The organism is Bacillus sp. 95MFCvi2.1 (assembly GCF_000374965.1).
GTDB classification, from domain to species: domain Bacteria; phylum Bacillota; class Bacilli; order Bacillales; family Bacillaceae_G; genus Bacillus_A; species Bacillus_A pseudomycoides.
The window spans coordinates 104,936-117,310 of record NZ_KB895702.1; the positions used below are offsets into that span (position 1 = coordinate 104,936).

Consider the following 12,375-nt stretch of genomic DNA (forward strand, 5'->3'; position numbering starts at 1 on the left):
GCGGCTTTACACATATTTCTATCATAAAATCATACTACGCTTGCTTTTAGCTTTGCAAATTCGTTTGAAATAACATCATTTATTTTAAGTAAAATATAGAACAAGAGCTCAGATTATTTCTAAGCTCCTACTATTGCTACTAGACTCTGTTTTATTCCACTACAGCCCCAAGTTATTTTATTTATTGTATAGCTCCATAATTCTGTTCACAATCAACTCAGCAGTATTTTCTTCTGGTGGCATTAATAAGTTTGTAGTTGGTCCATACACTACAGGATTCAATTCCACTTCATATCCTCCATATGTATATTCCTCTTTTGTTGGTAAATAACCAAGATAGCCATTCGTATATCCACCAAAAAAAGCTAGTTCATTGTTTAGATTTTCTTTAATAGCTAGAGCTGTTTCTGAGAAAGGTTCCATCGGTATTCCAGAAAATGATCCATCATTGATCCGAAACAATTGAATTTCCAAATCAATTGTTAACTGTTTAATATTTTCTTTATGCTTAGCTACAACGACTTTAAGCCAGTCATCAGTATTAACCCCCCACTGCTTTTCAGCTAGTAGTGCCATTCTTTTTATCTCTTCAGGTTCAGGAATTTCCTTTAATTTCATTTGTAGTGTAGTTGAAATAATTTTCAACTTCGAAATGGGGTTATAAGTAATTGTTGGCAACATGGTTAGGACGTTTCCACTCAATATGTAAGCCATTTGCTTTAATGCATCCTCTGAACCACGATATTTTGCATTAATGTTTCCAGCTGCCCCTTGGACAATTGCTACAGGGCAGTTAAGCGTCCGTTCAAGAATCTCCCTTGTCACGCCTGGGTAATCTGCTGATAACCTATCACTATCTGACTTTAATACGTTAGGATGTGCAGTGCAAAAGACAATGATTCCCGTTAAGTTCTTTGTTTTATCGTTTCTAATTGCTAAAACGCCAATTCGTTTATCTACAACACCATTTATGTTTATACCCATCTTTACTTTTCCGTCAGATGTTCTTTCTCTTCGATTTACTCCTATTTCACCCGTAGTTACATTCCACCCCACCTCTGATAATTGCATATTATCATTCGCAATAACGGATCCTTTAATTACATTAGTGATTAAAATCGTTTTATAAGACTTTACTAAACTATCATTGCCGACTGTTTCGGGACCAGAATGGGTATGAGTATAAACAACCGTTATGTTTTCAAATGAAACATTCAGCTCATTTGCTACTTGTTCTCGAATGATTATTGTATCTTCTATTAGCATTCCTATATTATCAATGCTAATAAATACTGCCTTTGTTTGATTATTTTCAAACACATATATTGTTGCATAAATGCGTTCTTCAATATTACTAATTCCCGTTTCCCTATGATATCCAATAAAATCAATACCTAAAGGAGGTGTAATATCCACCTTACATACCCCTACTTTACTCATTTGAACCTCTCCAGTCATCTATGTAATTTTTATATCTCACTCCGCTAAACTCCCCTTTAAATAAAAAAGCCCCATCTAAACAGACAACAATATTATTACATATAAATTTGATTATTTCATTAAATTACCAATTCAAAAAAAGCCGCTGATCCCAGCGGCTTTACACGTATTTCCGATGCACCATCTTCCCATCATATGAGAAGACAACACCTTTATTCTCAACATTAGATTCCATATGCACCGTTCTTCCCCATAACTGATGAATGTACGGCAGTACTTTCTCTAAGTATTTTAAATCAAGCTCAATTCCTTCATAACAATGCTTAATATATAATTCCCCATTTTTCAAATAATCCCCATCTTCCACCACTAAATATGGAAATCCGCCATTTGTTCTCATATTAACAAGCTGATCACGAACATGTTCCCACTCTTTATCAATTACCTTATACTCTTTTCCTTGGCGCTGGAATAAGTACATATCTTCTCTCATAACCAATTCTTTATTTAAGTAATTCCTTAAGAAGGATACATCCCATTCAATTTCTCGCACTTCAAAGATTTTTTCACGGCCTGATCCAGGTTTTACACCACGACGTTTCATTTCTTCAGTTGGATTATTATAACGTTCTTCAATATCTTCGAACATTTTAATGCCAAGGTAGTATGGGTTAATGCTTGTTTTTGATGGTTGAACTACCCCAGCGTTAAGCTTCGCAAATTCAATTGCCTCATCAGATGTTAAGTCCATTTCGCGAAGGATACGTTGATGCCAGTACGAAGCCCAGCCTTCGTTCATGATTTTCGTTTCTAGTTGCGGCCAGAAATACAACATTTCTTCTCGCATCATTGTTAAGATATCGCGTTGCCACTCATCTAGTTCCCTACTATATTCTTCAATAAAGAGCAGCAAATCTTTCTCTGGCTGCGGCGGGATTTTCTTTTTCTTCCGCATATTTGGTCGTTCTCGTTTTTTATTTCTATCATCTAAATTCCACAAATCATCATACTGTGAAACTCGTTTCTTTTCTACTTCTTCCTCTTCTAAGTCATCTATGCTCCAAGCTAGCTTCGGCCGCATAAGCGATGGATCAATATGTTCTTGAATGGCCAAAACAGCATCTAAAAACGTTTCTACCTCTTCTTTTCCATATTTATGTTCATATGCTTTAATTCGTTCTGCTGTCGCTGCCATACTTTCAACCATATCGCGCTTTGTATTTGAGAAGCGGATATTATTTTTAAAGAAATCGCAGTGTGCTAATACGTGTGCTACAATCAATTTATTTTGAATCAATGCATTTGTATCGAGTAAAAATGCATAACATGGGTCAGAGTTGATGACAAGCTCATATATTTTACTAAGTCCCAAATCGTAATGTAGCTTCATTTTGAAGAATTGTTTCCCAAAACTCCAATGTGAAAACCGCGTCGGCATGCCATAAGCACCAAATGTATAAATAATTTCCGCCGGGCATACTTCATAGCGCATCGGATAAAAATCCAGCCCAAATCCAGTTGCAATTTCAGTAATTTCAGCGATTGCATATTGTAGTGCTTTATCATCACTAGTTCTCATTATTTTCCCTCCTTACACTTTCCCTTAAGAAAGTGTATGAAGGAAAACAAGCTTTCATGAAGACTAAACACATCAAAACAAAAATACTATACAAATAAGAAGAACCTTTCTTCTCTACATTTTATGCAGGATTTTATATTTGCAGAAAGAATAATTGAGATATATGAAATTTTAGCATTACGCTCTAAGGAGTCGATTATATGAAGTGGACTGTTCACCGTGATCGAGGATTTCTATACATAGTTTTTGGCTTAGGCCTATTACCAAATCTACTTTTAGCACTCCCACTATGGCTAGATCCTACGTTAACTTCCGTTGATTTTATTATTTTTCTTTCCTTTATTGCAGTTTTTAATGTCTTTTGGTTTTGGATCATGTTTGATATTCGATATGAAATTAGAGAGAAGACCCTCTATGCACGTTGCGGTCCTTTTCGATGTAATATTCCTTACGAAGATATTATAAGAGTCAATAAGACGAATGATATGCTTATGGGATTTCGCCTATCCGCATCTCTCGAAGGTATCGAAATTCACTATCCTAAAAAGAAGTTTTTTAGCAGTGTAAAACTTTCACCTCAAAATGAAGATGCATTTATAGCACTATTACAAGAAAAATGTCCTCAGTTACAAAACAATTCAATTACAAAAGAGAACTAAAATAAAAAGGCATTCTTGTACCAAACAAGAATGCCTTTCCTATTAACCTTCAATAACTTCAAGCTTCTCCATAATCGGCGTGCGCTCTTTTCCTTCTGGCTTCTTATCGAAATAACCAATATGAAGGATTCCAACAATGCGTTGTCCTTTTGTTAATCCAATTCCTTCTATAAATAAAGGATTATAATTCAATCCGCCTGATTTCCAAACACAGCCTAGTCCACGTTCCCAAGCGAGTAACTGAAAGTTTTGCATAAATGCACATACTGCTGCGTAGTCTTCATCGCGCTGGATTTGACGTGGATCTTCATCCATATACACAATGATTTGAGCTGGTGTACTTAGAAAACGATCGGATAAAATTTTACCTCGTTTTGTTCTTTCTTCTTCTGTAAAAGAATTTAATACAGCATCTACTAATGTTTTACGTCCTTCACCAATATATAATTTACATTTCCATGGCTCACGATGCTGATGGTTTGGTGCCCACGTTGCATCATTTAATAATTCAATTAATAATTCTTTTTCTACTTCTCTATCTGTAAATGTACGAATCGAACGTCTTTCTTTAATGATATTTGCAATGGAAGTATATGTAGTCATATGTTTCTCTCCCTTATCCTCATCTATATGTATAAGTTTGTTATTGATATTGATTTTCAATTTCGATTATAACGCAGTTTTCTACCATTAATCAATGTTTTATGTTGTGAAACTAATAAAAAATTTTTTTGTTACATTGCGAAAAAAACTTGAAATGTTCACAAGTTTTTCACAACTTACGGACATGCTATGTGTAAAGTTTTCCATTTCATTCAATTAGGAGGAATTTGTATGTACAAAAGAATTGTATTAAGTATGGCTATGGTAGCACTGCTATGTGGAGTATCTGTCTTCCCAGCTGCAGCTGCCTCGCAAAAAGAAGTTGCGGTGCATCATCATAAGTTAATCTCAGAAGAACAAATCCAGTCGTTAGAAAAACAAGGATACAACAAGCATGAAATTTGGAAAGCAGCACACATTGCAAAGATTAGCAAAAAAGATATTAAAGATGTTTTATCGTACTATAAACAAAATAAATCTTGGAAAGAAACAGCAAAGCATTTTGGCGTGGATCCAAAGAAACTGCATAAACACCATATGAGTAAAGAAATGAAGCAAGCACTACTGCAAAAAGTAGCCGAAATGCAAAACTCCACACCAGAACAAATGCAGAAAATAATGAAAGATAATAATATTCGTTTGCATCACCTTACAGTTTTAACTATCATTGCACAAAAAAGCAATACACCATTCAATGACGTATTAAAAATGAAAAAAGATGGCATGCATATTAAACAAATCGCAGAGAAATTAAACGTGAAGAAAGAAGATATAAGAGCTGAAATGATGAAATTAATACAGTCTGTGAAAGAAAAAAAGACAAATTAAACATAAAAAGGAAGAAGCATTTGTTGCCCTTCCTTTTTTATGTTTCCTGTATAAAATTTGTTCTTCCCAAAAAAACTAACAAGAGTATTCCATATAAGGGAAGGAGTGAAAATTATTGTTTAGCTTACCACGAAAAAATTCTAAAGCAAAAAACAAAAAAATGAGCTGTACCATTCCAGAATTTATTCATACGATGAAAGAATCTACGGATTTTGTATCCTACAACATAACAGAAAATGGAAAACTCTGTCTTTTTTATTATAAATCTGTCGTGGAAGAGCTCATAATTAAACGATTTATTTTGACACCTATTAAAAAGCAATTAGAACAAATCCAAAACATTGCAGACTTGACAAACATCGTCTTTATTGAAGACATTATTATCTCTCCTTCCATTGATGATATTCGTGAAAAGTTATTGGGTGGATATGTACTCATAGAGTTACAAAATACATCACATGCTGCACAGTATGCTTTAATTCAAGCAGAAAGTACCGTTCTTGGTAAGCGTTTATATAATGATACTGAAAATGAATATAGTGTAATTGGACCGAAAGTTGGTTTTGTGGAGAGCATTGATATAAATATTCACTTATTACGTCGCGGCATCATAACAGAGCAACTCATTTTTAAAGAGATTATTGTCGGTTCTATGTCCAAGACACATGTTACCATTGCCTATATAAAAGGACTAACAAATGAACAACACATTAATACAGCGACGCAGCGTCTTCAAAATATTGATTTTGATGTTCCTTTTGATGCGACAATGATTGAACAATTTTTGAGTGATAATAGTAACTCACCCTTTCCCGTTTTACTGCCAACTGAGCGAGTTGATCGGGCTGTATTCGCTCTTATCACTGGTCAAGTATTAATTTTAACAGACGGATCACCGTATGCATTAGCCGGACCAACAACATTATTAGACTTTTTTGTTTCTCCAGAAGATTATTATTTACCATGGATCATCGGCTCCTTCTTCCGGATTATTCGCTTTTTTGGTGCTTTATTTTCTCTATTTTCTTCTGCCATTTATACAGCTGTCTTAACATTTCATTATCAAATGATCCCATCAGATTTGTTAGGACCTATTATTTTTTCTAGAGCCAATGTACCTTTTCCCCCAGTTTTAGAAGCACTCTTTTTAGAAATTACAATTGAATTACTTCGTGAAGCTGGAGCACGCTTACCTACAAAGGTCGGTCAAACCATTGGTATTGTCGGTGGAATTGTTATTGGACAAGCTTCTGTTCAAGCTGCTTTAACGAGTACAATTTTATTAATTGCAGTCGCATTATCTGCATTAGCTTCTTTCACCACACCGACAGTGAAGATGTCTTCGACAATTCGCTTGCTCCGGTTTCCACTCATTGTTTTAGCCGGTGCCTTTGGCGGACTTGGTCTTATTGTTGGATTTGTGATGATACTTACGCACTTAATTCAGTTAAAATCACTTGGATCACCTTACTTAGTACCTTTATATCCATTTCGTGGTTTAGCTGCATCTGAAGGTTTTATTCGCTTCCCATTTAGCCACACAGCGCAGCGTCCTTCTTTTCTACGCCCAAAATCGAATTGGCGCTATAACCCGAGTAAAGCAAAGACAAAACGTGATGGTGAAAAGACATGAAAAAATTTTTAACTGTATGGATCATTGGGGGATTATTTTTCCAATCTGCTTGCACTCAAACTCAAATTATTGATACACAAAGAATTATTCATGTTGCGGGATTCGATATAAACAAAAATAAAGAAGTTCAAGGAACAATTTTGTATCCCGACTATACCCGTGGTGTACAGACGAAACCAAAAATTCAGTCAACATCGGCAAATTCGATTGAAACAATCGCATCTCGTATGAATGGAAAGTCCCCTCACAATGTTGTTGTAGGACAAATGCGTACCGTGTTATTTGGCAAGTCTTTTGGTACATATGGAATTGGTGATATTGTGAATAATTTACAAAGAGATCCCAATATTGGAAGGGATGTGCAATTTGCATTTGTCGACGGCTCAGCAGAAAAGCTGTTAAAACATGTTGCGTCAAATGGTTCATTATATCTCTCTGACTTGTTGGATCAAAATATGATGAATGAAAATATTCCTCGTGCTACTTTAAATATTTTTTTATATGATTACTATTCATATGGATCCGATCCATTCATTCCTTACATTCAAATGAGTAATAATAAAGCGGCTACAGTAAAAGGACTTGCATTTCTCAAAAAAGACAAAATAGTTATGTTTGCCGATCAAAAAGATTCATTTTTAGTAAAATTACTGACTCATCCTACTAAAAATGGTCGTTATGAAACGTCCATTCAAAAAGATGGCCATAAAGGGCTTGTAGTCACACAAAACTTATCTGGAAAAAGCACCTATTACCTTGATGGAAATGGTGAGATTCCGAAAGTAAACATTCATTTAAAACTAAATGGTTTGATAAAAAATTCTCCGAATTGGCTTAATTTAACGAAGCCTCAAAATATAGCTTATATCAAAAAACAAATCGAGCAAACGATGGAAAAACAGTCTAAAGCTTTGATTCAGCAATTTCAACAAAAACAAATAGATCCGTTAGGAATACAGGATCAAATTAGAAGCCGCACGAGAAAATGGAACATACAACAAATACATAAAATGTATCCATCTGTAGATGTAAATATTGATGTAAAGGTTAATGTTGTGCAATCTGGTATCGGAGAATGATGAGGTGACGATATGAATACCCGCAGCAAAGAACTAACAGTATCTCCTTACTTCGCTTTCTTTTTAGTTCACTCTCTTCAAATCGGAGTAGGAATTTTAGGATTTCAACGTATCCTGATTAAAAGCGCTGGATATGACGCTTGGATTTCTCTTATCCTTATGGGATTTGCAACTCACATTGTTTTATTTTGTATGTTAGCGATGCTAGAGAAAGATAACGACTTAATCAATATACATACAACATGCTTTGGAAAGTGGATCGGATCTTTCTTTTCTCTATGCTTTACTGCTTATTTTCTTTTATTTTGCCTTACCATTCTTCAAACATATATTGAAGTCATTCAAGTTTGGGTATTTCCTACACTTAAATCGTGGAAGTTGAATGTACTCTTTTTATTCATTGTTTTTTATGTTATAAAAGGTGGATTTCGCTCTGTAACCGGTATCTGCTTTTGGGGGATCGTCATTCCTTTTTTTGTAATCTTTTTTTTAATTTTCCCAATAAAATATGCTCATTTCCGTAATATTTTACCTATTTTGACGCATTCACCTTTACAAATTTTTCAATCAGCAAAAGATTCTATATTAGAATTTCTCGGATTTGAAGCATTACTATTTGTATACCCACTCATTGAAAAAGGAAAATCTCTAAAAAGATGGGCACACGGTGGAATTGCTTTAACAACCATTATTTACGTTATCTTAGCACTCATTTCTTTCATGTACTTTAGTGAAGGACTTTTGCAGCGTACAATTTGGGCAACCTTAACAATGCTTAAAATTATTAAAATTCCTTTCATTCAACGATTTGAGTACATCATTATTTTTGTTTGGTTTCTCATCATTTTACCTAATCTTTGTGTAACGATTTGGTCTTCTTGCCAATCCATGAAACGATCGTTCCATATTCCGTTTAAGTTCACATTGCCTTTTTTCATTTTCGTTGTGTATATCGCGTCTTTATTTATTATAAACAGAGAACATATTAATACATTGAACACGCTCTTATCTCGGGCTGGTCTGTATATCGTATATGTTTATATCCCTCTCCTTTTTCTATGGCATTCCATTCGCTGGCGATTGAAAAATAAACAAAATAAAACTTCACCATAGGAAAGCACTAGCGATTTTGGTACAATTTTACTAATACAAAGGCAAAGGGGAAATGCAGATGAAAAAATATCTATTCTCTCTACTTGTAATAAGCAGTCTCGTGCTTTCTGGATGTGGTGCAGCGGAAAAGAAACAATCGTCTGAACCGAAAGAAGAACACGCTTCTCATTCTCAGCAAGGTGATATCCAAGAAACAACAAAAGGAATCAACACGCTACCAACGTTTCTGGACAAACTAGACCCACAAATGAAAGAAATCTATACAGTTGCAGGAAAAAATGCCGAATTATTAAATTGGATACCTTGTTACTGTGGATGCGGAGAAAGTGTGGGACATAAAAATAATAAAAACTGTTTTATTCGTGAAATTAAGAAAAATGGAGAAGTTGTTTGGGATTCTCACGCAACGACCTGTGTAAACTGTTTAGAAATTGCGGTAGAATCTGCATCTATGCATCAAAAAGGAAAATCGACTCTTGAAATTCGAAAATACATTGATAATAAATATAAAGAAGGCTACGCAAAACCAACGCCTACCCCAATGCCAAAAGCGTAAAAACGAGGAATTTCCTCGTTTTTTATTTTTTACGTAACATTTCCCTTAGCAAATTCTTTCAAGTGTTTTTCTTCTCGATTGACGTACACTATATGTAACTCCTCAGTAAGGAGGGTACACAATGCAGACATATAACGACTACGATAAAGCTCTCTATTACACGTATTGTTGTAATTGGGACAAGTTGCTTGTTTTAATGGTGCAAACTGATGATCAATTATTTTCTAAACGAATCGAGCATTTTTTACATGCTTACAAATATGGAAAAGAACTACCAGAAGTAGATAAACAACTTCAACTTCTATTCCAATATATCGACCATGCTTCACAAAAGTCGCATATAGAAGAAATAGACCAAGTACAAATGTAAATGAAGCGCTATTCTTCCTTTGAGAATAGCGCTTTTTGAATATTTTTCCACATACCCGTTCATAATACACATATCAATAGTGGACGGACGTGATTATTTGTATAAATCCTTGTACATATTTCTCAGCATGATGATACTGCTAATTGGTTGTGAAAAAGCGAATAATCCTCATTTATTTCAAGGGATAAAACAAGAGAAAAACATATGGAATATCTTAATTATCGGTAGCGATTCACGAGGTGAACAACAAGCCCGTGCTGATACAATTATGATTGCCCAGTACAATAAAAAAGAAAATACAGCAAAGCTCGCTTCAATTATGCGGGATAGTTATGTAGAAATTCCTTCTTATGATAAAAAATATAATAAAATCAATGCTGCCTACTACTATGGCGGCCCTGAATTATTACGAAAGACGATTCAACATAATTTTGGAATCGATGTTTCTCATTACGTTACGATTGATTTTGAAGCATTTGTTAAAATTGTGGATACCATTGCACCTGAAGGAATTGAAGTGAATGTTACACAAACAATAATCGATGATATGGGACTACATGTAAAGCCAGAAATACAACCTCTTCACGGGAAAGATTTACTAAAATACGCGCGTTTTCGCCATGATTCTGAAAGTGACTTTGGCCGTGTGAAACGACAACAAGAAGTACTCCGGGCATTGAAACAAACCCTTACTGATAAAGTTCACTCTATAGATGGGGTACTAAATTTACCAATAATGGCACATGAACTCTCTCCATATATAAAAACAAATCTAGATATACCAACGCTCTTTTCACTTGGGAATAATATTTTGTTTCAACCCATTGATAAAATAGAAACGATGCGAATTCCAATTGATAACGAATATGAATCTGCTCTTACCAAACACGCTGGTTCCGTATTAAAAATAAATCCAGAAACAAATAAAGAAGCAATTCAAAAATTTTTCAATGCTACAAAAGCCGTAAACACCCCCTAAAAACAAGGTTCATGGACCTTGTTTTTTTATTTCCAAGTTTTCCCCTTATAAAACTTTCCTTGATAAAAATATTTTCTCTTTATTTTCTTGTCCTTTTCATACTATAATTTAGTATGTAACTATTATAAGAGAGGTAAAAAAACATGAAACGTGAGAAAAAACAAGAATATGCATTGTTTACTGCTTGGGGAGCTTCTTTTATTGCTACACTTGGAAGCTTATATTTTTCTGAGATCATGAAATTTGAGCCTTGTGTACTTTGTTGGTATCAACGCATTTTTATGTACCCATTTGTTTTATGGCTTGGTATTGCAGTTGTAAAAAAAGACTACCGCATTGCTACATATTCTTTACCAATTGCAAGCATTGGTGCCTGTATTTCGTTATATCATTATGCCATTCAAAAAGTTTCTGCATTCTCAGCAGCAGGAGCAGCTTGTGGACGTGTGCCTTGTACGGGGGAATATATAAACTGGTTCGGATTTGTCACAATCCCATTTTTGGCACTTATCGGATTTGTCACGATTGCCATTTGTAGTTTGATTGTAATTAAAAATAAATAAGGAGATGACATAATGAAAAAAATGCTTATCTTTGGTGGTATTATTATCGTCTTATTTGCAGCTATTTTTGCTGTAACACAGATGGAAAACAAAAATACAGCGAAACAAGAAAAAAATTACTATACAAATAAAATCTCTTCTTCTGATATTCGTAAAAATAACGAGGAAAAGAAAGAACAAACCATTTACTTCTATCAAACAGATTGTCACTACTGTGAAAAAGTCTCACCTATTGTTGTACCAATGGCTAAAGACATGAACATTGATATGAAAGTCATTGATATTTTAAACGATAACCCAACTTGGGATGATTATAAAATTGAAGGAACACCAACAATTATTCATTTCAAAGACGGAAAAGAAGTAAGCCGCATTAGTGGCGAACAGCCAAAAGATACTTTTGAAAAATGGTTTAAAGAAAACAAGAAGTAATAAGAAAAGGAAACTCCTTCTATACATGAAAGCTGGGTAAAATCCCACACTAATGTATAAGGAGGGGGTTTTATGCCAGAGGTACGCTGTTCTGTGTCCAATTGTTCATTTTGGGGACAAGGGAATTTTTGTCAAGCGAATTCAATCTTTGTCCAGCCTGATGATCAAAACACGAATCAATCAAATGAATCTTATACAAACTCGGCCTTAACAGGTGAGACACTTGAAAGCTCTGCGTCAACAAGCGTTGAAACATGCTGCCAAACATTTAGACCGAAATATTAAGACGTAAATCTCCATCTCCTTTTGAGATGGGGATTTTTCTTTCTTTTCTTCCTCATGTCTTAAATAATATGTATAAACATACTATTTAAGAGACGAACAAAAATAAGACACGTTTTTTATATCAGGGAATTACTAATCGACTTTGTATACCATGATATTCATTCATCATTAACAGATGGTAAACATTTTGAAAAGAAAGTTGTTGCCTTAACTTGTACAAATCGCGGGCAATCGTTTCTTTCCTAACGCTTAAAGA

The 12,375-nt window shown here is 34.5% G+C and carries 14 protein-coding genes; 11 read left to right on the forward strand and 3 right to left on the reverse strand.

From position 1 onward, the window contains the following. Positions 1-177: 177 nt before the first annotated feature. Entirely contained in the window at positions 178-1,440 is a 1,263-nt protein-coding gene (locus tag C568_RS0118145; RefSeq protein ID WP_018782364.1) for a neutral/alkaline non-lysosomal ceramidase N-terminal domain-containing protein, read from the reverse strand. Between the two features lie 160 nt (positions 1,441-1,600). Next, the gene (spoVR, locus tag C568_RS0118150; protein WP_006093613.1) at positions 1,601-3,019 is read right to left on the reverse strand and encodes a stage V sporulation protein SpoVR; all 1,419 of its coding nucleotides are present in this window, start codon (positions 3,017-3,019) and stop codon (positions 1,601-1,603) included. A 200-nt stretch (positions 3,020-3,219) separates the two neighbouring features. Between spoVR and C568_RS0118155 the strand changes: the two genes are divergently transcribed. Further along, a complete protein-coding gene (locus C568_RS0118155; RefSeq protein WP_006093612.1) occupies positions 3,220-3,678 on the forward strand; it encodes a PH domain-containing protein in 459 nt (152 codons plus the stop codon). Between the two features lie 42 nt (positions 3,679-3,720). Here C568_RS0118155 and C568_RS0118160 read toward each other — a convergent pair whose 3' ends face one another. Beyond that, entirely contained in the window at positions 3,721-4,281 is a 561-nt protein-coding gene (locus tag C568_RS0118160; RefSeq protein WP_018766894.1) for a nitroreductase family protein, read from the reverse strand. 231 nt (positions 4,282-4,512) lie between these two features. Here C568_RS0118160 and C568_RS0118165 point away from each other — a divergent pair, with 231 nt between their 5' ends. From C568_RS0118165 to C568_RS0118210, 10 genes are all read left to right on the forward strand, one after another. Next, entirely contained in the window at positions 4,513-5,109 is a 597-nt protein-coding gene (locus C568_RS0118165) for a hypothetical protein (RefSeq protein ID WP_018766895.1), read from the forward strand. Positions 5,110-5,224: 115 nt separating this feature from the next. Further along, the gene (locus C568_RS0118170; RefSeq protein ID WP_018782365.1) at positions 5,225-6,742 is read left to right on the forward strand and encodes a spore germination protein; all 1,518 of its coding nucleotides are present in this window, start codon (positions 5,225-5,227) and stop codon (positions 6,740-6,742) included. Continuing rightward, positions 6,739-7,821: a Ger(x)C family spore germination protein gene (locus C568_RS0118175; protein ID WP_018782366.1), complete on the forward strand. Its 1,083-nt coding sequence runs from the start codon at positions 6,739-6,741 to the stop codon at positions 7,819-7,821. The genes C568_RS0118170 and C568_RS0118175 overlap by 4 nt, the downstream gene beginning before the upstream one ends. Before the next feature lie 12 nt (positions 7,822-7,833). Continuing rightward, positions 7,834-8,934: a GerAB/ArcD/ProY family transporter gene (locus C568_RS0118180; protein WP_018782367.1), complete on the forward strand. Its 1,101-nt coding sequence runs from the start codon at positions 7,834-7,836 to the stop codon at positions 8,932-8,934. Positions 8,935-8,992: 58 nt separating this feature from the next. Continuing rightward, a complete protein-coding gene (locus C568_RS0118185; protein ID WP_018782368.1) occupies positions 8,993-9,490 on the forward strand; it encodes a PCYCGC motif-containing (lipo)protein in 498 nt (165 codons plus the stop codon). 121 nt (positions 9,491-9,611) lie between these two features. Continuing rightward, complete coding sequence (locus C568_RS0118190; protein WP_018766899.1) at positions 9,612-9,860, forward strand: YhdB family protein; 249 nt, start codon at positions 9,612-9,614, stop codon at positions 9,858-9,860. 97 nt (positions 9,861-9,957) lie between these two features. Continuing rightward, a complete protein-coding gene (locus tag C568_RS0118195) occupies positions 9,958-10,839 on the forward strand; it encodes an LCP family protein (RefSeq protein ID WP_029427477.1) in 882 nt (293 codons plus the stop codon). A 143-nt stretch (positions 10,840-10,982) separates the two neighbouring features. Further along, the gene (locus C568_RS0118200; RefSeq protein WP_003195354.1) at positions 10,983-11,402 is read left to right on the forward strand and encodes a disulfide formation protein C; all 420 of its coding nucleotides are present in this window, start codon (positions 10,983-10,985) and stop codon (positions 11,400-11,402) included. 12 nt (positions 11,403-11,414) lie between these two features. Next, a complete protein-coding gene (locus C568_RS0118205; protein WP_006093605.1) occupies positions 11,415-11,834 on the forward strand; it encodes a thioredoxin family protein in 420 nt (139 codons plus the stop codon). 72 nt (positions 11,835-11,906) lie between these two features. Continuing rightward, complete coding sequence (locus C568_RS0118210) at positions 11,907-12,119, forward strand: DUF1540 domain-containing protein (protein ID WP_018782370.1); 213 nt, start codon at positions 11,907-11,909, stop codon at positions 12,117-12,119. The last annotated feature ends 256 nt before the right edge of the window (positions 12,120-12,375 follow it).

Excerpts from the sequence above, each read along its gene's own strand:
- C568_RS0118145 (WP_018782364.1), bottom strand. The coding sequence starts at position 1,440 with ATGAGTAAAGTAGGGGTATGTAAGGTGGATATTACACCTCCTTTAGGT.
- spoVR (WP_006093613.1), bottom strand. The coding sequence starts at position 3,019 with ATGAGAACTAGTGATGATAAAGCACTACAATATGCAATCGCTGAAATT.
- C568_RS0118155 (WP_006093612.1), top strand. The coding sequence starts at position 3,220 with ATGAAGTGGACTGTTCACCGTGATCGAGGATTTCTATACATAGTTTTT.
- C568_RS0118160 (WP_018766894.1), bottom strand. The coding sequence starts at position 4,281 with ATGACTACATATACTTCCATTGCAAATATCATTAAAGAAAGACGTTCG.
- C568_RS0118165 (WP_018766895.1), top strand. The coding sequence starts at position 4,513 with ATGTACAAAAGAATTGTATTAAGTATGGCTATGGTAGCACTGCTATGT.
- C568_RS0118175 (WP_018782366.1), top strand. The coding sequence starts at position 6,739 with ATGAAAAAATTTTTAACTGTATGGATCATTGGGGGATTATTTTTCCAA.
- C568_RS0118180 (WP_018782367.1), top strand. The coding sequence starts at position 7,834 with ATGAATACCCGCAGCAAAGAACTAACAGTATCTCCTTACTTCGCTTTC.
- C568_RS0118185 (WP_018782368.1), top strand. The coding sequence starts at position 8,993 with ATGAAAAAATATCTATTCTCTCTACTTGTAATAAGCAGTCTCGTGCTT.
- C568_RS0118190 (WP_018766899.1), top strand. The coding sequence starts at position 9,612 with ATGCAGACATATAACGACTACGATAAAGCTCTCTATTACACGTATTGT.
- C568_RS0118200 (WP_003195354.1), top strand. The coding sequence starts at position 10,983 with ATGAAACGTGAGAAAAAACAAGAATATGCATTGTTTACTGCTTGGGGA.
- C568_RS0118205 (WP_006093605.1), top strand. The coding sequence starts at position 11,415 with ATGAAAAAAATGCTTATCTTTGGTGGTATTATTATCGTCTTATTTGCA.
- C568_RS0118210 (WP_018782370.1), top strand. The coding sequence starts at position 11,907 with ATGCCAGAGGTACGCTGTTCTGTGTCCAATTGTTCATTTTGGGGACAA.